The 21154-nt window shown below is 45.7% G+C and carries 33 protein-coding genes; 4 read left to right on the forward strand and 29 right to left on the reverse strand.

Translation table 11 applies throughout. From position 1 onward, the window contains the following. From OOJ59_RS25895 to OOJ59_RS25905, 3 genes are all read right to left on the reverse strand, one after another. Positions 1-345 carry a hypothetical protein gene (locus OOJ59_RS25895; protein ID WP_032951317.1) on the reverse strand — a complete coding sequence of 115 codons (345 nt, stop codon included), beginning with the start codon at positions 343-345 and terminating at the stop codon, positions 1-3. Beyond that, positions 335-661, reverse strand: a complete 327-nt coding sequence (locus OOJ59_RS25900; RefSeq protein WP_223227020.1) for a hypothetical protein — start codon at positions 659-661, stop codon at positions 335-337. The genes OOJ59_RS25895 and OOJ59_RS25900 overlap by 11 nt, the downstream gene beginning before the upstream one ends. A gap of 62 nt (positions 662-723) precedes the next feature. Continuing rightward, on the reverse strand, positions 724-1137 hold the full coding sequence (locus tag OOJ59_RS25905; protein ID WP_007372162.1) for a hypothetical protein: 414 nt from the start codon (positions 1135-1137) through the stop codon (positions 724-726). 133 nt (positions 1138-1270) lie between these two features. Here OOJ59_RS25905 and OOJ59_RS25910 point away from each other — a divergent pair, with 133 nt between their 5' ends. Further along, the gene (locus tag OOJ59_RS25910) at positions 1271-1618 is read left to right on the forward strand and encodes a hypothetical protein (protein ID WP_127649446.1); all 348 of its coding nucleotides are present in this window, start codon (positions 1271-1273) and stop codon (positions 1616-1618) included. 17 nt (positions 1619-1635) lie between these two features. On the opposite strand, the gene OOJ59_RS25915 is transcribed toward OOJ59_RS25910, so the two are convergent. The 15 genes from OOJ59_RS25915 to OOJ59_RS25985 all read right to left on the reverse strand — a co-directional run bounded on the left by OOJ59_RS25915 (position 1636) and on the right by OOJ59_RS25985 (position 10799). Next, positions 1636-1950, reverse strand: a complete 315-nt coding sequence (locus tag OOJ59_RS25915; RefSeq protein ID WP_127649449.1) for a hypothetical protein — start codon at positions 1948-1950, stop codon at positions 1636-1638. Positions 1951-1977: 27 nt separating this feature from the next. Continuing rightward, complete coding sequence (locus OOJ59_RS25920; RefSeq protein WP_007372161.1) at positions 1978-2658, reverse strand: hypothetical protein; 681 nt, start codon at positions 2656-2658, stop codon at positions 1978-1980. A 277-nt stretch (positions 2659-2935) separates the two neighbouring features. After that, entirely contained in the window at positions 2936-3289 is a 354-nt protein-coding gene (locus OOJ59_RS25925) for a hypothetical protein (protein ID WP_154050669.1), read from the reverse strand. Positions 3290-3344: 55 nt separating this feature from the next. Next, entirely contained in the window at positions 3345-3902 is a 558-nt protein-coding gene (ssb, locus tag OOJ59_RS25930) for a single-stranded DNA-binding protein (RefSeq protein WP_008786804.1), read from the reverse strand. 322 nt (positions 3903-4224) lie between these two features. Continuing rightward, positions 4225-4755: a hypothetical protein gene (locus tag OOJ59_RS25935; protein ID WP_007372158.1), complete on the reverse strand. Its 531-nt coding sequence runs from the start codon at positions 4753-4755 to the stop codon at positions 4225-4227. A gap of 82 nt (positions 4756-4837) precedes the next feature. After that, a complete protein-coding gene (locus tag OOJ59_RS25940) occupies positions 4838-5290 on the reverse strand; it encodes a hypothetical protein (RefSeq protein WP_007372157.1) in 453 nt (150 codons plus the stop codon). A 12-nt stretch (positions 5291-5302) separates the two neighbouring features. Beyond that, positions 5303-5608, reverse strand: coding sequence for a hypothetical protein (locus OOJ59_RS25945; protein ID WP_032941601.1), 306 nt, complete (start codon positions 5606-5608; stop codon positions 5303-5305). A gap of 5 nt (positions 5609-5613) precedes the next feature. After that, complete coding sequence (locus OOJ59_RS25950; protein ID WP_007372155.1) at positions 5614-6141, reverse strand: hypothetical protein; 528 nt, start codon at positions 6139-6141, stop codon at positions 5614-5616. A gap of 79 nt (positions 6142-6220) precedes the next feature. Continuing rightward, positions 6221-7105, reverse strand: a complete 885-nt coding sequence (locus OOJ59_RS25955; protein WP_007372154.1) for a hypothetical protein — start codon at positions 7103-7105, stop codon at positions 6221-6223. Between the two features lie 199 nt (positions 7106-7304). After that, positions 7305-7706, reverse strand: a complete 402-nt coding sequence (locus OOJ59_RS25960) for a hypothetical protein (RefSeq protein WP_020996135.1) — start codon at positions 7704-7706, stop codon at positions 7305-7307. Between the two features lie 90 nt (positions 7707-7796). Further along, positions 7797-8258, reverse strand: coding sequence for a hypothetical protein (locus OOJ59_RS25965; RefSeq protein ID WP_009653863.1), 462 nt, complete (start codon positions 8256-8258; stop codon positions 7797-7799). Between the two features lie 383 nt (positions 8259-8641). Continuing rightward, the gene (locus tag OOJ59_RS25970; protein WP_008786801.1) at positions 8642-8977 is read right to left on the reverse strand and encodes a PerC family transcriptional regulator; all 336 of its coding nucleotides are present in this window, start codon (positions 8975-8977) and stop codon (positions 8642-8644) included. Between the two features lie 8 nt (positions 8978-8985). Next, a complete protein-coding gene (locus OOJ59_RS25975; protein WP_020996134.1) occupies positions 8986-9303 on the reverse strand; it encodes a hypothetical protein in 318 nt (105 codons plus the stop codon). A 109-nt stretch (positions 9304-9412) separates the two neighbouring features. Beyond that, complete coding sequence (locus tag OOJ59_RS25980) at positions 9413-10483, reverse strand: phosphoadenosine phosphosulfate reductase domain-containing protein (protein WP_007372151.1); 1071 nt, start codon at positions 10481-10483, stop codon at positions 9413-9415. Next, positions 10476-10799: a hypothetical protein gene (locus OOJ59_RS25985; protein ID WP_020996132.1), complete on the reverse strand. Its 324-nt coding sequence runs from the start codon at positions 10797-10799 to the stop codon at positions 10476-10478. The genes OOJ59_RS25980 and OOJ59_RS25985 overlap by 8 nt, the downstream gene beginning before the upstream one ends. A gap of 122 nt (positions 10800-10921) precedes the next feature. Here OOJ59_RS25985 and OOJ59_RS25990 point away from each other — a divergent pair, with 122 nt between their 5' ends. Beyond that, positions 10922-11911, forward strand: coding sequence for a hypothetical protein (locus tag OOJ59_RS25990; protein WP_007372150.1), 990 nt, complete (start codon positions 10922-10924; stop codon positions 11909-11911). Between the two features lie 26 nt (positions 11912-11937). Here the strand turns inward: OOJ59_RS25990 and OOJ59_RS25995 are convergent, their stop codons facing one another. The 5 genes from OOJ59_RS25995 to OOJ59_RS26015 all read right to left on the reverse strand — a co-directional run bounded on the left by OOJ59_RS25995 (position 11938) and on the right by OOJ59_RS26015 (position 14441). Then, positions 11938-12342 carry a hypothetical protein gene (locus OOJ59_RS25995; RefSeq protein WP_008786799.1) on the reverse strand — a complete coding sequence of 135 codons (405 nt, stop codon included), beginning with the start codon at positions 12340-12342 and terminating at the stop codon, positions 11938-11940. A 326-nt stretch (positions 12343-12668) separates the two neighbouring features. After that, entirely contained in the window at positions 12669-13220 is a 552-nt protein-coding gene (locus tag OOJ59_RS26000; protein ID WP_007372149.1) for a hypothetical protein, read from the reverse strand. 29 nt (positions 13221-13249) lie between these two features. After that, positions 13250-13486: a hypothetical protein gene (locus tag OOJ59_RS26005; protein ID WP_007372148.1), complete on the reverse strand. Its 237-nt coding sequence runs from the start codon at positions 13484-13486 to the stop codon at positions 13250-13252. A gap of 77 nt (positions 13487-13563) precedes the next feature. Continuing rightward, positions 13564-13854, reverse strand: coding sequence for a hypothetical protein (locus OOJ59_RS26010; protein ID WP_007372147.1), 291 nt, complete (start codon positions 13852-13854; stop codon positions 13564-13566). Between the two features lie 185 nt (positions 13855-14039). Continuing rightward, complete coding sequence (locus tag OOJ59_RS26015; RefSeq protein WP_008786797.1) at positions 14040-14441, reverse strand: hypothetical protein; 402 nt, start codon at positions 14439-14441, stop codon at positions 14040-14042. 356 nt (positions 14442-14797) lie between these two features. Between OOJ59_RS26015 and OOJ59_RS26020 the strand changes: the two genes are divergently transcribed. After that, positions 14798-15481, forward strand: coding sequence for a hypothetical protein (locus tag OOJ59_RS26020; protein WP_008786796.1), 684 nt, complete (start codon positions 14798-14800; stop codon positions 15479-15481). Positions 15482-15566: 85 nt separating this feature from the next. Here the strand turns inward: OOJ59_RS26020 and OOJ59_RS26025 are convergent, their stop codons facing one another. The 6 genes from OOJ59_RS26025 to umuD form a co-directional block, all read right to left on the reverse strand. Beyond that, entirely contained in the window at positions 15567-16058 is a 492-nt protein-coding gene (locus tag OOJ59_RS26025; RefSeq protein WP_000217395.1) for a GNAT family N-acetyltransferase, read from the reverse strand. A 170-nt stretch (positions 16059-16228) separates the two neighbouring features. After that, positions 16229-16486, reverse strand: coding sequence for a helix-turn-helix domain-containing protein (locus tag OOJ59_RS26030; protein ID WP_001333498.1), 258 nt, complete (start codon positions 16484-16486; stop codon positions 16229-16231). 288 nt (positions 16487-16774) lie between these two features. Beyond that, positions 16775-17155: a type I-E CRISPR-associated protein Cas6/Cse3/CasE gene (locus tag OOJ59_RS26035; protein WP_127649377.1), complete on the reverse strand. Its 381-nt coding sequence runs from the start codon at positions 17153-17155 to the stop codon at positions 16775-16777. Between the two features lie 312 nt (positions 17156-17467). After that, the gene (locus tag OOJ59_RS26040; protein WP_007372144.1) at positions 17468-18358 is read right to left on the reverse strand and encodes a DNA replication terminus site-binding protein; all 891 of its coding nucleotides are present in this window, start codon (positions 18356-18358) and stop codon (positions 17468-17470) included. 149 nt (positions 18359-18507) lie between these two features. Further along, positions 18508-19773: a translesion error-prone DNA polymerase V subunit UmuC gene (umuC, locus tag OOJ59_RS26045; RefSeq protein ID WP_009652912.1), complete on the reverse strand. Its 1266-nt coding sequence runs from the start codon at positions 19771-19773 to the stop codon at positions 18508-18510. Further along, positions 19773-20189 carry a translesion error-prone DNA polymerase V autoproteolytic subunit gene (umuD, locus tag OOJ59_RS26050; RefSeq protein WP_008786793.1) on the reverse strand — a complete coding sequence of 139 codons (417 nt, stop codon included), beginning with the start codon at positions 20187-20189 and terminating at the stop codon, positions 19773-19775. The genes umuC and umuD overlap by 1 nt, the downstream gene beginning before the upstream one ends. A 253-nt stretch (positions 20190-20442) precedes the next feature. On the opposite strand from umuD, the gene OOJ59_RS26055 reads away from it, so the two are divergent. Further along, positions 20443-20946 carry a hypothetical protein gene (locus OOJ59_RS26055; protein ID WP_007372141.1) on the forward strand — a complete coding sequence of 168 codons (504 nt, stop codon included), beginning with the start codon at positions 20443-20445 and terminating at the stop codon, positions 20944-20946. The last annotated feature ends 208 nt before the right edge of the window (positions 20947-21154 follow it).

Here is a 21154-nt window from a genome sequence, read left to right on the forward strand (position 1 = left end):
TTATTGAGCCTCGCGTAACACATCGGATGCCTTAAAGTAGCCGAGTCGGTGCATCATTTTATTGATCTGACCTACTTTGCCATCAGACCCTTCATACTTACTCAACCGGTGAAGTAAGATACGCATGGACATCAACACACTGTCTGATGCGTTATCACCACGGGTAAGTAGTTTATCAGTACTATCTGAGTATGACCCCGTAAGTGCCGCGCTCACCAAATCACCGGCAATAGCATCCGGGTGGCACAATGCCATCAAACCGATAATCAATGCCTGCCGATTAAGTTCCGTTTCTGTCAGGCCTGTTTTTGAAGTGAGTTCTGCTAGTAAATTATCAGTGCTCATTATCATGCTCCTTTTGCTTATGTTCTCCCGGTTGAATGGCGGAAGAGTCTTTACTACTGCGTGAAAATACATCCGCGACCAGAAATTTAGCTTTCTCTGAAGGACTCATAAATTTCCAGAGTTCATCAGGATATTCATCGTCATGCTTTTCAGATTTTTTCAATCGGGAGATTCCTTTTAATTTTGCAGCCATGCGGCTCCGTCCATACGGACGGATTGGCATTGTAAAATTTTGCTGCGAACTATCAATCAGACCAGTAAAGTGACGACCCATATAAATACCTCTAAGTGCAGTAGTTATTTTTTCCCGATTCAAAGCTCCGCCTTTAACGTCATACTACGGGATAGCATTACTGCAACGAAATATTCAGGGATTGTTTACGGCGTTTTGAAGGTGTTATCCATTACCGTTTTACTTCTCGCTACCCAGTCGTTTGCATCACTGCAATTGATGTTTGACGCTACGACCTGACGGGCGGATGTATAGATTGGACTTGCATAACCACCATTCCCGGCAACTACCAGACGGATACTGTTGAGATATGCGTAAACAGGATCCTGTAGGATTGTAGAATCGATGGATGCCTGCTGTTTACAGCTATCGCTACGCATCTTTACTACATCAGTTGCGACCATGACGCATTCAGGACATTCATTTTTAAGCTGAATGAACTGAGTTGGTGTCTGCCCCGCTGCTGGACTTCCATCTGCTCTAAGAGGAATATTGGCTTCAGCAATATTGATGCAGAAAGTCGATCCCGCAATTAGCGCCAGCAATAATTTCGTTTTCATATAACCTCGCCTTATTTAATTCAGATTTATCGAACTGAGCTTACTGCTTTAAGTGGTGAGTAAGAAAAAAAAAGGGTGACAAAACGGGGGGTGTTTTTTAACCTTAATCATATCCCATATGATTAGGTTGATTATGAACAATGCCAATATGCAGGGAGATGGTACTGAACATCGCCTGGAGCGCTTTTCCCGTATTCAGAAGGATGCGTTGGTACTTCTTCTTTTGTGCAAAGAAAAAGGCACTGCGATAGTGCCATTCACCAGGTTGCTGGGGTTTATTAACTCTGTTCCAGACAGCCAGGATGTAGCTGAGCCCAACCTACGTAAGTCACTCAAAACATTGCAGCAAAATGGCTATGTATGGAAGTACCGGAACAAAAACGATCTTACAGTTTCATTTGAGTTAACTTCATCAGGAGAACTCCAGGCAACTTCATTTCGGGTGCGAAGATTAGAGGCATGGGGCCAGGCAGACGAGTAAAACTCGTCTGCTGGTGGTTACACAGAAAGATACTTTTTACTGATAGTTAAAGCGCTGCGTCGTTTTAATGCAAATGGACGATTATCAGAAAGTCTGGAAGCATTACCGGCGCGAATGAATATGCGTTTCATCCTGCGGTCAAAATGTTCTTCTGACCAGCCGAAGGGATACGTACCCTTAATACCATCTATTGGCCCGGCAAGAATGCGAGCGGTTTCGCTACGAAGAGTACTTCCCCTTAAACCAAATGAGCTAAGTTTATTTCTTATCAGACTTACAGAAAATTTCCTGGGTTTTAAAACACCCTTAATACAGTACAGATGTTTACTCATAGCATTACCCTTTTATTATGGGAACGATTAGCTGCGCTGCATAAAGTCGATGGATTGGCGTTTGTTTTCTTCGATTATCTTCATTGCCTCTTCAAGCCATCCAGCATCTTCACCCCGGCTGGTTAGCTCTTTGTGCTTTAGTTTGAGTGCAAATACTGCGTCATCAGCACCGGCAGTAAACAATTCTTGTCTGACTTGTTGTGTGCTGGTTGTACCATTTATAACACCAACCATATAATTCACGATATCAATAACTTGGGGGAGTAAATCTGGATCCTCATGATTAATCTCCTCGATACTGACAAACGGCAGTAACCGGTCAATCAGCATATGGGCTAGGTTGGTGATATTCAGCAGGAATAGGTTATCGTTCTCGGTGTCGCTTTTGCTTTTTACTTCTGATGCGGTAAACGACTGAACCCGGCGATTGTATTCGCACTGCCACTCCTTACAGGCACTGATCATCCAGTTCTGTATCTCTTCATCAGAAGCGTTGGATGATGGAATGTCCATCGCAGCAGGGAGAACTTGATCCCACGGGTAAACATGAGAATCAATCATCACGCCTTCCGCGTTACGCATTAACTCAGATAAAGCCACTATGATGCGGCGCATCAGATGGTTTTCAGTGAGGAGAGTAAACTCTTGTTTCGATGCACCAACGAGCTCGACGTTGAGTCCTGTCAGCGAGTCGTTAGTGTTTGGCATAGTAACAGGCCTCCTGCCCTAAAAGATGATTATGAACCAGTCCGTGGTCGCAGGGTTTAGTAGTGCCAGTCAGCGTATCCGATTTTACGCTTTCGTCTTGATCACCAGTGTTCACTGAGGGTAGTAAAGTTTTGACGACGTTTTTCATAAAGACCTTATACTGTCATGACAGTCGTATGTAATTTTAGATAAGTTCTATAAGACATCTCAAAAAATAATGGTAATCCGCGAGCAGATTACCATTCAGGCATTCATCAATCATAATATGCTACGGTTATTATTTTATAATACCGCACTGCTTTGCTATCTCGATAACATCGCCATTTTTTATGATGATACCCAGAGTTTGCGCATCCTCAATGTGTCTAGTGGCGCATCCACCGACAGCTTTAACCTGCTCGATGAGACGGTCTGAGGCAGCAGCAGTATACGCCAGTGTACTGTCTGGAGTGTTGAGACTGAACAGATAAAAGCCTGAGACAATTCCCAAAATTACCAGTAGTCCACTTCTGAGTATCGCCGAAAAAAGGGCCGCAACGCAAATTGCACCACCGGCATAAATAGCAGCCTGGCCATATGACATAGACCCATTTTCCAGTATCGTCTGGAGTGCGTTATTGAATTCATTCACGGCAATAATTCCCCATTAGTTATGATACAAATTAAAACAGATATGCTGCTAATCATTAAAAGGCTATCTCAGTTCCATAAGCACCAGTGCTTCCTGGAACTTCATCCTGATTTCCCAAATAATAATTTTCCATTGTTGGGGGCGAGTTGCGTGGTGTTGCTGGCCTCGCGTTCGTGTTTTGTGGCCTGCGGCTATAACTGGTATTCTGCCGGTGATCCTGCCCACGGTTCTGCTGGAGGTGACGACTCACCAGTTTATTACCGCCTACATTGACTTTGCGAAGAACATGCCCCTTCACGGGGTTGACAAGTACGTCCATAAAGAAGCGTTCTTTACCATCCTCCTTGATTAGGCGGGTACGCAATTGGGCCTCCAGGTACACTCCTGTCCCGACATGAAGATGATTGCGGGCCACATCAGCAAATTGACCAAGCAAAATGATCTGATAGTGTTCTTCCGTAATTTTCTCCAGACCAGATTTATCCTCCATTGAGGACTCAGATGTTGTTACATAAATCTTTGCGTAGATGCCGTGGGTAGGGTGTTGTCGGATTTCAGGCTCACGGCCTACAGTACCTTCGATAATTACTTTGCTATAGCCACGATTAGTCATACACCCTCCCCAGCTCTGTATCGGATGACATTATTATCAGCCTGTCCGGTCTGGTGACGAATGGTAATTCGTTAAATAATTGCACTGCACATCCATAAAAATAGTCAGGATATTAAGTTTGTGGTGAGAAGGACGGCACATCAGACAAAAAAAATCCCGGCCAGGCCGGGAAAGGTGATCTTTATGCCAGCGTACTCGCCAGCGTTCTCTTTGTTATGTCCCCATACTAAACATGTATGGCCCAGAGTGAAACAATTTTTGAAACCTGCAATGAAAATACATTGTGTTTCCATTTTGTTTACCTGAAAAGAGACGAAATGTATTATTGCTTGAGATGCCTTTTTGCCATACGTTTTAGGGTTTGGAGTATTGTTTGGTAAGCAGCGAGTTCATTTTTGTACTCAGCAATCTCCGTCTCATTCTTAACATAGTCGTTTTCAAGCTTAGCTATAGTATCAGTGTATTCTTGCATACTCTGTTCAACTTTTTTTGTTGCTGTACGAAACGCAGCGCTTTTAGTCGTTCTGATACCAACGGGGAATGTTTTCCCGATTTCCACGTCATGTTTATAGAAACTGCTGATGCTTGTATTCCAGACGCTTGGCTTTTTGTCGCTAGGCCGAATTTTGATAAATGTGATTCCAGGGATTTTATCCACAAGAAAAACAGTTTTTTCACTGCCTTCTGCCGCATTCTTTTTCATTCGAATTGTTTTTACGCCAACTTCTATTAATTCGACGCTGGTTTTTATTTTCGACGGGTTGTCTACGTCCATATCAATAAATACCCGCCAGCATGACTGGCCCTCTTTTATCGATGAAGGACACGCTTGTGGAAAATGGTCTTTGTACATGGTAAACCCCAACAACCTGAAATATGTAGGATAAAGATTAAGGGCATTTATGCTGCTTACGAAATTCGGGGCGACTCACTAATCACAGGGTGCGCTGGATTGACTCTGCGGCCTGTTGCCTTAGTGCGTTGCTGATACCAATTGCTTCAGCGAGATAAGCAAGATTATCCACCAGCACACATCGTGTCCCGGAACTGAGATCTCCAGTTACTCCCCAGCGGAGCATTTCACCAGGAGCCGGTTCATAATTATCCAGTTCACACTCAGGAAGGTCTACTGGCTCTCCCAGATAATCAATTAAGACCGGCCTGATATCGCTATATTCGGCATCAATACCAAGTGGCAGATCTTTCCTGACATATTGCCTCAGAACAAATAAATCCCTTTCGCTACATTGAGGGAAAATTCCAACCGGCAAGTTTGTGATAAGAATAGCTGCACCTTTTGAATCGCCAATTTCCTGAACGAGTTTTGCGGCGCACCAGACCGCCCCCTTCAGGAACTCCAGATTTTCATGCGATTGCTGTAATGACATATAACCTCTTTCTTATTGTCTGGCCCGCTTAAATCCATCGTTGCCATATGATTTAAAATACTCAGTAAACCCCTTATCGCTTTCACGAGTGTCGGCTGCGGCTTTCGAATTTGCCTCTTGCATGTCTCTTTCGCCTTTTTCCTGGCTGAGTTTCATGAAAGTCTTAATGTTATCGTCATTAGGGTCAGCCAGTACTTTCTGATAAGCCTTCTGGTAGCGCTCATCCAGGCTTAACCCTATTCCGAGACTCTGGCATCCGCTAATGCCGGTTATGAAAGCAATGATCAGAAACTTTCGTAGGTACGCACATTTCATCATTACTCCTACCGGGATGACCCGAGCATTTTGTTCCAGGCCGTAATCAGTGACTGAATCCCAGAAGTGGGCACAGGAGCAACCCATTTACAGCAGCTGAACCACAGGCGGTTAAACCGGTGAGGCATTTTCGTGATGTAGTTTTCCTTATACTCAAAGTTGTATTTATCACCAACGATGCGCGGAACTTCTTTGCAGAACGGACAGCGTTGAGCACCCGCGCTCATTTCAGGAACGATGATGAACTCGGTTTCCCCCAGCGTATCTGGATCCCACGGTTCGCGTTCACGCCAGCATGTGCCTTCTGGGAGCACGATATTCTCGTCGCATACGATGTATTCAAAGGTGGGAAATAACAGTTGATGAACACCGTGTTTACGCCAGCGCACTAACGCCAGAAACTCAATATGTTCTGAGCTATCGGCTTCCCGGGGAACAATAAAACGGTATACACCTGCTTTAGTCGGTAACCCTTCGCCCCGGATGCCAACTGGAGTCCAGCTTGGTTCTGTTGAGATACGGCGTAGTGCAGTCATAGTTACTCCCATTAAATTTTCTTCGTTCAATTTCCAGAATGAATCGATCTTTAAATCACTCTAACGGTAACTATTCCGATTACGAAATTCCGTTACCTTTAGGAATGATCGTGTTAACAGCCAGCATTGCATTTTTGAAGAAGTGTGCATTGCTACTTCTTAACTTAACAGAAGCATTAGAACTGACCGGGCTCAATGCCAGTAATGCGGTGCTGCGTCCCAGCCAGCGATAATATGAGAATAAACCCCACGAATTCAGGAATTCTCGTTTCATAATTGACATCAATTCAGATCTATCAGTCTGGTTAACTTTTGGGAACGTAATGAAAACTGCGCTATCCGGGTTCCGGGACAACCAACTGAAAACCTCTTCATTGGTGTAATAATACTTACCTTGCGTAAACACTCGCCCATTAAATCCTAATCGCACGACTGAGGACGGTATAATGTTATGGCAATAATCGAGCATGGGATATCCCATTTTCATCTGAGCGATATCAATGCGATTATCGCTCGGAATGCTTGCAGGTGCATTTGCATTTTTGAAACCGCGAGTACTGATCGAGTAATGACCGTCATCTGCATTCTGATAAACCCAGAATGGCTTGCAATACTCTTCTGAGTCTATAGCGGCTGTAAGATACGCTTCATCATAACTTTCAAATAACTTTTTTACTTTAGTCTGGTGGTCTGCAATATTTCTGGATTGAAGGTCTGGCCTGATTTTTAAAGGAATAGAATACACCGGTTCAAATGCCTTGACCGTATGGCCAGAACTCGTATGGTTTAGCAAATACCCAACCCACTCACGTTGAATTCCTTTTCCTATATACTCGCCGCTGTTCGCCCCTGCGTTGGTATCAAAACGCACGATAGATGTTCCACGCGCAGAAAGCATATTTTCAAATTCAGCACGGATAATGTTGGTATTTTTGCTAGTTAACGAATTCTGGAGATCATGCATATGTAGCCACCATTCATGTTTCAGCTTCGACTCTCACTATAATCACATGTTGAAATTTATTGTTACAGTGAGAATGAGGACGTTTTGCACCCAAAAATAAATAGCTTTTTCAACCGCAATTTGTGGGCATAAATGGTTTTTCTTAGCGTAAAAAAATAGCCGACTATGTCGGCTATTGTGACGATTCAACAGCTGGTGGTCAGAAAATGCACATCGAGGCGTATGCCGTCTTCTGGGAAACTTCAGTAGGGTTACGACCAATGAAAATACTACGGTTATTTTCTTTCTCGCTACGCATGAAGCGGTAGAGGTGGATGGCTACTCCATGAGCTTTCTGCACATCACGTCGGTGCAGCACAAGGTGCATTCTTTTTGGTGGTATGTGTGGGAAACGTTTCGCCAGAATTTGTCCAAGCACGTTAAGTGATTCACTGTTCTCGCGTAGCTGGTAAAGGTCTTCCACGATGAAAAAGATGTTATTCCCCCTGTCGAGTTCGTCAGGTACGGGGCACACTTTTAATCGGCACTCGATGACTTCACAACTCCAGTCACGATGAGGCAGAGACATGATGATGTTTTCTTTCTGCAAGACATTCGACATAAATCCCACCTCACGGTAAAAGCTGTATCAGTTTAACTCCCAAAACCCTTCGGCTGTGGGTTCTGCATTACGCACCGGCTCTCAGATTCCTTAAGGCTTTGATCCAGTATTATTCTTGAGAAATTTGAGTTCAGAACTACCCGGCTTCCCTTTTTGGGCCGTCTTGATAAATTCCCGCTCTTTGAAATACCACCGTTCAACAATTTGTGAAGATAGCGTATTGGATTCCAAGGCATAAGCCTGCAACTCCCTCCATGCAGCTATGTTATGCGGTTTGTATTTTGCCAGCTTAATATCCAGTTCTTCTTGCCAAGATCTGGCGCGTTTTGTAAAAACCTTTCGACCCAGCATTGGGAAAACCAAGAGCCCTGCTATATTGCCGACGAACTGTACAGACCAGTCAGAGGTTATGTAAAACCATATCCCGGCATTAACCGAAACCAGAACCAATAACCATGTTCCATACGCTCGCTGAAATGGAGGGAAGCAGTTATCTCGCCACATTCGAATACTTTTTCCAATGCTGTTCAGCAGGTTTTCGTTTGTTTTCATCAGTTATCTCTGTTCCTCTTCAGCATAGGCCGTTTGTATCAATTCAAACCTGTTCACCCTGACTACTTGAAGAACTATCTGATCGGTAATGCACCTAACCGGCGTAGTGCATCAGTAACCTCGTCTATGCCGAATAAAGACATTGGCGGGACTTTATCTCCAGAGATTGAGCAGGCTGTACACAATGCATTGTATGAGCTTACTCGTTCACGATGTAGAGACTGAAGGCTTACGATCAACAGATCTCGCTCTGGGCCCGTGGTAGCTCCTATAAGGTCAAATAAACTTTGTTTAACCACTTACGTAATCCTCCGTCAAAATCAGTCAAGAGTGCGCTCATTCTCCTCAGTTTCATTTTTTAATGAACGGAAAAGGTCGACAAATCAGGCGGTATTAAAGACACCATCGTCTTTTAGTCCCATCCGTGTGTATACATCATTAATATGCTTGTGAATATATTGAAGATCACTTGCCTGCTCATGCTGTCTGATACGGTCTTCATGGCGAGAATTGGATAACCGAATGCAACGTTCCCGTTGTTCAACAATGTACTCAGTACACTGGGTATGTTCAAACATGACCTCTCCCCATTGCCTGGCAGCGCGGAGATACAACCCTCTTTCTTCCAGGTCCCGGGCAAGTATCACCGATTTGGTCGCTGGTATCTGGTACATTTCTTCAGCGAGCAGGAACGCTGCTGCACATTTTCTTTGTCCCATATCTACCTCTACCCTTTGTATAGAGTCGACATCTGGGCAGAAGTGAATGAGATTAACTCTTCAACCTGCCATTCGCTGATACTCTCCTGGTGGATAACCGAGTCCAGAAGTGAGCAGAAGACCCGACCTTCACAGAAGGCATCGAATAAGGTTTGCCAGGCACCGGCGAATCGCCCGGCCAGTTTACTTCGCTGACGTTTACTGCGGCAGCGATGCAATTCTTGCTGAAACAAGGATTCGTTTTCCGCACTGCTTTTTTCATGCAGAGCATCCCATAACTGGTTGAACCGTGTTTCAGTACAATTTCTGGCCGTTACCATCGTCATAATATTTCCTTCAGAGGCGGTTAAGCCTGTATCAATGTTGCTATTTGATATCTATTTTCCACGTAATATTCAGGTGACGAAATCTCAGCTATAAATCGCTGATGGCTAATTAGTCTGACCCGCATTTCTCCCGGTTGTACGCCCCACCAGGTAGCACCCATTCTTTTGACATGTTAATGACGGGCAATGTATAGACCGGATTTACCGCTTGCAGCAGCGCTTCCTCATCCGTGATATTAATAGGAGAAATATTCTGGCTTAGATCCAGAACATTTATTCGTTTACGACTGATAGTGACCCCAAAGCGGTTTTCATAGTTGGCCATTGCGTGAATACGCTCGGGGAAATAATGTTTGATGGTTGCCCATATGCGAGCACTGTTGTATATACACGTTAAGCATGAACTGCGACCCCATCCAAGACGATACGGTACTGGGGCTGTAACACGATGTTTTGCTAAAATCTCCCAGACTTGTTCTTCAGACCATTCAAGTACTGGCCTCCAGGCATCAACTTGTCTTTTTTTGCAACTGCTGGTATGTGGCTCCAGTTGTAAGTAATTGAATCTATTAGAGCTTTCCGCTCTCCTTTCCCCCGTAATAAAAAGCACCTTTTTTCCGTCAAAGCGTCTCTGATTTGTGAGTGCTCGCCGACCAACATCAATTTTTAGTGCTGATGAGCACCAACGTGTTTTAAGGCTTGGTGATTGCTGAGGGAACCGAAGTCGCGTGGCGGGAGTGCTTCGCTGGATATCACGTTCCGCGATTATTAATCCATCTGGGGTTTCGATACATTGCGGGCGACTGTAGCCATTCTCTTTCAGCATCTCACCTTCCATTCCTCCCTGAAGCCAGGAGAACATCAACGGTATCTGAAATGTTGAAGCTATTTTGCGGTTGTAGTCGGCCATAAATGGCCAGTCCATTAAAGTACTTCCCTCGCGGCCATCAACATCGTGATGCCAGAGTTCCACCCTGGACAGATCGACCCCGATGTCAATTAAGTGGAGAAGGCAGGCTATGGAGTCTTTTCCGCCGCTAAGGCAAATGATTATCACGTCATAGCAAGATATGTCGATATCTGGAGCGTTCCTGTACGTTTGTCCTGATAGTGGCGTGGTGATGCCTGCTATGCTACTCAGTGCAGGAATAATAAAGTTATCGTCGATTAAATCACTCACTTGCCGCGCTCCTGCTCTGAAGTGAATTTGTCAGAATCGCAGCAAGTCTAGTCTCGCCTAATGATGAGGCCAGATCTGATAGCGCTAGTTTACCTGCTGCTTCCATACCAAGTGCCTTTACTCGACTGGTATCAAGAACTGCAATTCTTTGGCCTGTTGCCTTACAGACAAGCGCATATCGACATACGCTTAATGTGCGATGGATGATGAATGAGAACATTTGATTGTCGATTTGTGCGCTGAATTTGCAGATCACATTTACTTTATGCGTCAACCCATTCTGGATTATGATTGTTGCAACATCGTCTTTAGGCATATCTACCTCCGGCTTTTTACTAAGCCTAATACGACGCTAACAGCTGACGAAATTTGCTTACAGATATAACTTTCACTGCAAATATCGTGTTATGAGTGACTGATTACTGCTTTGGAGACAGAATGGATTTTTCTAAAACTACTGTAGTGAAACCCGGTTTAATTGGTGATAACAACGCGTATTGGGCGATGCACTTTTGCTCAATTATTGAAACCCTTTATGATAATAACCGGATGAAGGTACGTTTTAATTCCCCTCTCATGGGGAAACATACACCAACAATGAGAAACCTAGTTTCATTAGCTGGTGAAGGATATTTTTCTTTAATTAAAGATCAGTTCAGAAACTTCGGTCTACAAAATTTGCTCTGCCACTATCTGATGAGTTATGAAGGTAGAGAAGTCTTAAATACTATACTTATTAATTTGTCTGATTATCGCAATGTCGATATCCTCGCTAATATGAGCCAGTTTGGTGTATTCATTAGCTGCCGTGACTTTAGAAGTGGCACTAATTTTGCGGTAGAGCATAATCCTTATCTACTTGGCCATGAGAATGTCTTTTATAATTCAGTTTATAATAGCTTAAAGTTTGCAGATCTATGCATTCTTTTCCGTATGAGAACGAATCCTAACCAAGAATCAGCTACTTTGTTTGGCATTCTTGGAGAGGTCGAAGGAAACAATGGTCAGGACTTGAAGAGACCGGCCTTCTGGGGAAGGAAAGGTTTGTATTTGTCTTTTGGTATTGGAGTCAATCCTAAACCCAAGGGGGAAAAACGTTCTAATCAATTTCAGCTTAATGACTGTACTTGCCAGTGGGTAAACGCTGCTGATGGTTATAAATTTGTCGCTATTTTTGAGTCAGAACACCATCTTGTTACAGATTATCTCGATGCAATAGGTACTATTGAACACCTTAATAAATTTGGCCCCAACCATCCTTTTCTAACACATTATCCAGCTCGGCACATTCTAAACATTGTGAGAGATGGCTGGGATAAATCAGTTGATATATTGATTACTGAACTGCGACGTTATCTTGCGCCTAACGAATTAGCTTCGCTAGGAACAAATCCAGTAATACCCTTTATACCCTCATTCAAACATTAAAATAAATGGGGCTACGGCCCCATTTTTTACTCACGATATAAGATGTAATAACATTTTCTGACCTGCATACTGTTGTTCAGGTAACCACAAAGTGCTTCACGACCATCCTGACTACGACCTATCCATAGGCCAGCCAAGCGTTTATCTGGTTGCTCAGACAGTATGAAAATTTTGCTGTTAATAAGACCAATGAATGGGCGTTCTACTCCCTGGGGGACTACAAAATTCCCCAGCGGTTTGTAACTTTCCAGGTTCAATACGATCGCAGCTGTCTGGTCACTGGAATTGTCAGCATCGTCCTGTTGCTCGCTGGCAGCAGGTTGTTGGTAGTTTTGAGAAGGCTGCTGAGCATAGAAATCGTTCGGATCGATCGATTCTGCGCTGGTTATGAAGGGCAATAGTGCTAAAAGGCCAAAAACAGCTTTTTTCATATGTCCACCATAGGGTTATGCGTTTAAATATGATTAGGCTATCAGTACCAATGCTGTCAGGCTAAAAACAATGGGGACAAATTGAGGGCTTTTATGTTGTGTTTATTGCTATTTTTGTCCTGCAATAGCATCTATTTCACACAATACACAGTGACATTTAGCTGGTGGCTCAAGTCGTTCGAATTGCGTCAGATTATGCAGACGTAATCGAGGTATACGTCTGACAGCATGATGGCCACACGAAAGTTCAAGAAACCAGATTCGTCCGTTACGGCTCCCGTCCTGAACCTTTACGTTTACAACTTCTCTCCATATGCGAATCATGGCTAACCTTCTGCCGGGCTCGGTGGTTCATCGTTGTCCTGGGTAATTTTAACGTAATCACCCTGATTGATAACGATTACTTCATTAAGATGAGGGCTGTAACGTACCCTCTCTACTTCGTCGAGATAGTCCACATGTCTACGCGCCTTGTTATTCGAGAAGCCGAGCGCTTTCCCTATTGCGTGAACTGATGGCCCACGGCCACCATTTCTGTTCATGTATTTTTTGACATACGTGATGATTGCTTTCCTGTCACTGGTCATGTCCGGGAGTTCGGCAATGTCATCATGACCTTGTCCTTTCGCTACGCGCAGCGTCATAGACTTTCTTTCACCATCGATAATGATTCGTCCCTGGTCATGCAACTGCCGGATACGCCGGGAAACGAGCCCTTTTGAATACCCCAGAGAAGAACAGATCTGCTCGTAAGACGGTGCTGCACCCTGCTCTTTGATTTCTGTCACAATGAAATCAAAGAGCCTGTCCAGGTGGGCATTTGCTTTTGGGGCGTTCTGTGCTTTTCCAGAAACACTACCGGCGTTGTCTTCAGTCATATCCCTTCCGTCCAGTTGGTGGTTGTTAATTAATGCGGGCTATCGACGTTCTTCGTCGAACTGAGACTAAAAGGCACGACGTCCGCTTTTACATCAGTTAAGGAGTGATTACCGCAGAGTTGCCCTTTAACTTTAGTCAGGCCCACCAGCGCATCCTCAAGCAGTTCTGATTCCTGAGATGTCACATTACTACCCAGTTCCATACCGATTTTTTCGCCCGCGTCCTTGAGGATACTGATAGCACGATCGATAGATTCACTGTACATAATCGCCACCTTGTTCGTTTTGTTAACATAGCCAATTAGTGCGTGTTCAGCTATAGCTGAGTTGTTTTATCACCTGTTTATGCGGCCCTTTTTCTTGCCAGGCAGCGAGCTAAAACCCGTTCCCTGGCTTCATGCTGCTCATCGATACAAAGCTGAATTCCCAACCCCAGGATGTAACGCTCCTGAAGTTCTGCCGGATGGAGGAAATTGAGCGCGGTGAAACCAGCTGGCACGGAACCATATTTGGCCAGGCTGTCTTCGTAACGTCGCTGGGCTATTTCACAAATTAAGTTATATTGAGCAATAGCTGCCTCACGTCCAACTTGATTGAATATTTCAACCGCCAGGACTTCCGAACATGTCTGCATTTTTGCATCCGTTTTGTTTACCTGACATCAGTATCACCCCGATGTGCTGGCTAACGAAATTTACGGATAGATGAATGTAATGAGGGGAATAGAACGTAATGGAATGTTTATACTGAACCCAAATTATGGGGAGCTTGATAATCAAATGTGGAAGTCTGTTGAGAAGCAGACTTCCAGACTTGGTATTAACTGGTTTTCTGACTATTAAGCCAGCTGATTAGCTCATCTTGCGTGTCAAAAGACGCGACAAAGGTCTGCTCCTGATCAGGACGTTGTGCATCCCTTATCGCTCTGAATGGAGCTTCACCGCTATAGTAGAATATTGGCTCCGCACGGCGTTTGACCCATGCTGATTGCTCGCGCTCTGCGAGCTCGCAGGCTTCTTCGTAATTGTCCGCTACTCCCAGCACTGTCGAACGATCCCAAGCTCCTCCATTCAGGCATCGAACAGTGATTTTCCCGTCCGGGCAAGTAATGCCATATGGATGATCCCACCAGGCATCAAGCTGAGACTTTGAGCGCTTTTCATTAGGTGTATCGTCGAAGTTTTTAGGTAATACCGGATTAAGGGGTATGCAGTTTGGCACTTGGATTCTCCCTGTAGCCTGAATCTACAAATAGGCAGTAAGCAATGTTCGTCAGGTTAACATGTACCTCCTGTTAGGTAATTAAGTACTTCGTTCCATTTTCGATATTCGCGTTATCTGACTCATTTTCTCCGACTTCAGGAGATCTCCATGCTGCTACGTAAGCCATGTGAATCAGGCTTGTTTTTCGCCCCGCTTTGACCCCATTTCCATGATGTTCTCAAACCTCGCGCTGTTACAGTAGGACAACTGCTACTGACGAGGTGAATATGACCAGATACCTTGGATACTGCGCCCTTGCGCTCCTTACCGTCCTGCCGACCGCTTCGGTATATTCTGCTGTACAGAATGATACAATGGGCCTATACGCTCCCGATCCCAGCTACACACCTGACATCCAAAATTCAGCACCTGTAACGCCTTCTCCGGGGGATGACAGTCTGTACAGTGATGACGTACCCGATTCATCTACCGCTCCAGAAAGCACCATTACCCCCCTGAATAGCTTTGATGTTATGTCTTTTTCTATAGGGCCGGTAAGCCTGCGGATGACAGCTTCTGAAGCGATCACTGCTATCACTGACAAACTTGGCCAGTCTGCTGGTGAAGAAATTCAAAAGCGCTACAGTAACAACTCATTGAATAGTATTTTCTGGGGAGATGCTCACCAGGAGACGGTGGTCTATTTTATCCCCGATACGGCAGTTGACCCCATTGAGCCGGTGGCTTACAAAATCCGCTTTTCATTCAGCAACCCTGATCTCTTACTGAAGTCGGCGATCGAGAAATATGGAGAGCCTTCAGTCTCTGATGCCCAGAGAGGTCGTTATATCTGGTGCAAGGCACTGGCGGAGAAAACGAATAAGTGTGATGACAGTAAATCTGAGCTTACGCTGACAACGCGAGAAGTTGAAGACACTGGCATCCTGACTCTCAGCGACCCAACGGTCTCATTTGATGCCTCGCGGACTGCAACGGCCACCCCGGATAAAGACCAGGCTGCGACTGAAGATAACCAGGGGCCATTGCCACAGCTCTGAAGTCGTCCGTCGCTGTCCAGCATCCTTTTGCAGGATTACTAAACCGACTGAATTCGTCAGCCGGTTTTTTTATCTGAATTTTACATTAGCGTCTGAAAGTACGCTTTCCAAACGGGCTTATCTCTTTGACGTGAAAACCCGCATTAGTCAGCATCCTGGCCATGACAACTGATGCAGGAAGACAGGATGCCTCCACTTTATGGCCGGGAGTAGCATCCAGAATACTTTGCAACATGGAGCGCCCAAATCCTTTTTGTCTTTGACTCCTGGTAACACCAAACATCCTGATTTCCAGATGTGAAGCAAGTCCATTTGCACCATTTTTGCCCGTCAGTAGGGCAAAACCTATCGCTGCGCCATTATGTTGAGCATCAAAGACAAACAAGAAATCGGCGCAATTCTCTCCCCGTTCCCGCCTGGCAATGGCTTCTGAGATCTGACTTTCGAACTGAGACAGTCCGTCATCATCATCAAAGTTAAAATACCCATCCCGCATACCGTCGCGAATCACCGCTATGATAAAGGGAACATCCTGTTTGGTTCCAAAGCGCATTTCAGGGGCAGATAACACCGTCATCAGTTTGTCTCTCGTAACCGTTATTATTCCATCAATTTGATTACATGGAGGTAAAGAGGTCAATAGAAATGAACGGGGTATTTCGCTGATGACCATTTGATCGGTGTTAGTGGTTTCAGTAGCAGAGCCAGGAGGTATATAAGGCCAGCAAAAATGCCAGCCTTTTTCATTTAAACCGGTTTTCTTATGATTCTCTTGATCGGCATTCCTGCCTTATCAAAATATCGGGTTGGCCATATTTCTTGAGGTTCTTCACCAATTGCATTAGCGATGATGATCTCGCCTCTAGGCCAGTCACGTGTCAGTGCATTTGCCAGAGTGCTGCTTGAAAGACCGTTAGCCCTACTCAGTGAGGCAAGTGACAAACCTTTCTTATGTAGCGCAGCTATGATGTCTGCCTTATGCCAGTCCTGTTTTTCCATCTCCATTTCCTTTGGTGGTGAATCGGAACATGGTTTGCAGTACCAGCTAATGACGACTGGCGAGCCGTAAGGCTCCCACGCCCCGACCCACCATTGACAAAAAACAGGCGAGCGAGTGCGAACCGTTCAAGTACATGAACGGCGTGTCATTAGTCGGGGCTGCAAATCCCCACTCTTACGATTTAGTAAGGGCTACAACAGTTTACAGCATTTAAAGGGTGTATCAGAAGTGTTAATGCCGTAAGTTTGCGAGTCGGTTTGAAATTCAGATAATAACTATGCTTAATGGCCTGTTCAGGAAAGCACTTCGATGCTGTTCATATAGCCAAAGCCGAATATCCGCTTTCTGCCGATCCCGAAAGCGTATGCCTGTTCAAGTGCGCCGACATCTTCAATCACGCATTCAGCATCGTACTGGCTCATCGGTACAATGATCTTGTGGGATGTACGGCCAACGCTCCCGGGCTTAATAATATGGAACTTGGTGCTTCGAACGATACGTAACCGTCCACAGATCACTCCGGCCCGTTCCAGGTGATAGTGGATATAATCCGGGAGTTCATGGGCAGGTGGACAAATCTCTCTTTTCCGGCCTCCAGCTTCCTCGCGTCGAATAGTGGCCAGCGAGCCGCAGATTCGAATTTTCTGGCCAGACACAAACATGATTTCCTTCATGACTTCGCCAGGGAGCCCGAGTGCAACAGCCGTTCTCAGAACAACCTGGGTGTCGGAGGCACTTTGTTTGCGAGAGTAGAAGGTGTATGGGAGTCGCGACCCAGAACGTTCCTGGACTACCTTATCCAGTTGCTGGTGGATCCCATACACGTCACCTGGGGCGATTCTGAACCTGAGCGCACATTCAAAGTATTTCACGCCACATTCCTTGCTGAACATAATGAATTTTCAATATTAGTTTCAGGGTATGGCATGGACGGCGAGTGACGAAATTATGAGGGGGGAATACGGCCAGTCCTTTGGCCGGTGTGGTCAGAGAATCATTTCGATACTTTCGCCGTGGAATATACCGATCACATCTGTCTTGAGGCGGTTACTCCTCGGCTTTACTTCATTGGCCACGAACTCTGGCAATGGCCGAATTTTCACGTGCTCATCCTGAATGATAATGAACGGCATAGATGAAGCGGCAGAAAGACGCAGTATCTGGTCGGGGTGTTCAGGATCAGCCATCGCGATGTTTGCAGCTGGATGCACTTTAACCGGACGGCGTAAGCGAAGCTTTTCTTCCGGTACACGCGCAATAGCCTTAATCAACGAGTTGAGTCTGACTGATTTATCTTCATCTTCCTCGATGTCCTTGCCCATCTTCTGGAGCAACTCGATTTTGTTAACCCTGCTAAAAAGCGTCTTTTGCCTCCAGCCGAAACTGACCAGATTGACGTTAGCATTATCAAACATACGCAGCTGCCGATAGAGATGCAGGGTCATGACACCAGGGCAGGCGCTATGCAGCGCGTTGAAGCGCATGTATTCCGGTCGGCGATCACCACCGTAGTTTTCGATGATGTGGCGTTGAATGCTCTCTTTATGCTGGTTGATGGATGTCACCAAACGGGTAACCAGCTGAGAGAATTCCGCATCTGTATTGTCGTACCATAATACGCCGGTAGTGCGCCGAGCGGACTTCTGCGAATAGCCATCCCTGATATGCAGGTCAGCGTATGCCGCGCAGGCAGCATGGACAGCATCGTGTCCCTGTTTCAGCTCAGGCATGATGTGTTCGATGGCCATATCTTCTTCGCCATCAGCAACGGCTGGCAGGACGCAGACACTCGCCTTGAGCGGAAGCCGGGAACCCAGCACTCCACGAAGTTGTGTGATCTCGCTCTCCAGCGTCTGGAAAGTTGTTGAGATATTCATTTCTATCCCCGAAAAAGGGCTCTAAACTCCCTCCGCTGCACGGAGGACTGTATGTACATACATACTCATAACAAGCGAAACCGAGTATATCAAGTTCGTTTTGTTTACAGACGAATTTTATCGATGACGAATGAAGTTTTCACTGCTGATTAGCCAATCCTGACGCGAGGGATTTCATTAATGTTAGTGAGATAGGATGGTGACAATAACTCCCGCCGCATCGTCCAGTCTTTGTCGATGCCCTGGCCCGCAAACCATAATTTCCCCCGACCTGACCGGTTAATTCTATCCATCACGCCCATCAACGCTTCACCATTGGCAAAGAGTCGGTTCTCACCAAACAAATCGAGCTGGCTGGTGGCGCTATCATAAAAGTCAGATAGCATCACTCCGGCTTTATGGTATCGGTATCCCTCCTGCCAGATATGCCGGAGCCCTGCGACCGCAGCCGCAATGATTTCCCGGGTATCGGCGGTGGGGTTTTCCAGCTTGACTGTCTGCTGGCCACTGTAAGGGGCCGTTTTCGAATAGTAACTTGTGCCAATAAAAACCGTTATGCAGCGACAGTATTGCTTCTCTTCGCGCAGCTTCTCGCCTGCACGTTCGGCATACTCACACACCGCCTGGTGCATTGCTTCGTAGTGCTCTATTTTCTGGCCGAATGAACGCGAGCTGATGATCTGCTGCTTAACCTTCCTCACCTCTTCCAGGGCTATGCAGGACTCGCCATTCAATTCGCGCTGCGTTCGCTCCAGTACGACTCCAAATGTGTTACGGATAAGCGATGTTGGCGCATTGGCCAGATCGAGAGCAGTCCTGATGCCCATGCTGTTCAGTCTGGTGGCATATCTCCGGCCCACCCCCCAGACATCGCTTACGTCAATATATGGCAATAATTTACGTTGTCTTTCTGGACTGCTGAGATCAACCACTCCGCCTGTTTTAGTCCATGTTTTTGCAGCTTTATTTGCTAGTTTTGCCAAAGTTTTAGTTGTCGATATGCCCACCCCCACGGGTATATGGGTGCTCTTTAATACGGTTTTCTTTATTTCTCTTCCATAGTCATCAAAATTATAATTTTTCTGCATTCCTTCAAACGAAAGGAAAACTTCATCAATACTGTAGACCTCAGTATTACTGGAGAATTTAAATAATGTCTCACACACCCTACGGGAGATCTCCGCGTACAAGGCATAGTTAGAACTGAAAACATGTACACCGTTAGCTTCAAAGAATGCTTTCTTCTGGAAGTACACGTCACCATTCTGGATACCTAATTTTTTAGCTTCCGCTGAACGTGCCACGACCATGCCATCATTGTTCGAAAGGCATACAATTGGCTTGTTCACCAGATCGGGCCGAAAGACTCTCTCGCAGGAGGCGTAAAATGAGTTGCAATCCACCAGGCAGAACATCACAAGGCCTTGTACACGATGAAGGTCACCACGCCAAAAATGGCCAGTTCTTCGCCTTCTTTCAGATAGATCGGTGACATCCGGCTATTCATTGGCAGTAGCGCGGGAGCCGGGCTTAGCTGCAACCGCTTAATGGTGAAATCACCATCAACGGTCGCAATCACAATATCCCCCTCTTTCGCCTCAAGTGAGCTATCCACGATGACCAGATCGCCTTCGTGAATACGTGCCTCTACCATCGATGAACCTGTTACTCGTAAGAAGTAGGTTGCAGATGGATGTTTGATGAGGTGAGTATTTAGATCAATAAATTCATCAACATAATCGGAAGCGACTGAAGGGAAACCTGCGCTGACAGGCTCAACGAACAACGGGAATTGGCCTGGTGATTGTTGTGTCACTGGGATAAGTTTCATAATGCTCTGCTCTTCGTGGTGCTGTATATCCATACAGTATTATAGACAGGAGCCAGGAATTTTCGCACCTCCTTTTCCGAAAGTTATTTTCCGCTATCACTCTTCAGGTTTTTCTTATCACTTGTCCAGAAGTGGGTAACTGCACATAACAAATTGCAACCATATGATTCCTCAGTTCATTTTCAGAATTTACTCGTGCTTACTTCGTATACAATTCGGAATTTATCCGTACATTTTATAAGGAGTAATAACGATGAAGCAGTTTACAAATGAAGCAACTCAACAAATGCTGGCCGACTTTGACAAATCCCCTTTCTCTGACGCTGATCTGGCCGCAATGGATGTGGATGCTCGACAAATTATTGAGCAGAACGCTGAAAGGGATCGCCAACACCCGGTAACAGCAATCTGGCGTGTTGCGGTCGAGGGAAGCCTGACTGCGCGAGGTGGTGTCGTAACCGCTGTTGATAGCGCCAGGGTTATGGATCTAGGCAACGGTCAAATGGTCAAAATCGCAGTGGAGGGTGATGCAGTCACTTATACCGATGGTTCATCTGCACGGATTGTTTCAAGCGCTGGCCAGAAAGCTACACACTTCGAGAAAGGGCTCGCGCTGGTGGGCAGCGTACTGGATAACGGGGATGAAATTGTCTCGACCCCGCAGGACAGATTAGTGCTGTTATCGCGCAAAGGTATGGCTGAAGCCCCCGACTTTCTGGCAATACCCGGAGGCGTGACTCATGGGGTATCGAACTAACAATTATGGCCGGGGCCAGGCGCTCCACGGAGATAAAACCACCACAGGCGCGACCGTCCTTACTTGGGGTCAGTTTGGATATCGAAAATTATTGTACTATAAGGGCTTCCCCGGCGTGTCAACGCCGGTGTTTATGGTTTCTGTCTGCTCTTCAGTAAAAATAAAGGGGAGAGACTGCGGTACTATAAACGGCCATGATGAATCGTCA

This window comes from Citrobacter sp. W9, from assembly GCF_026719375.1.
Lineage (GTDB): Bacteria > Pseudomonadota > Gammaproteobacteria > Enterobacterales > Enterobacteriaceae > Citrobacter > Citrobacter werkmanii.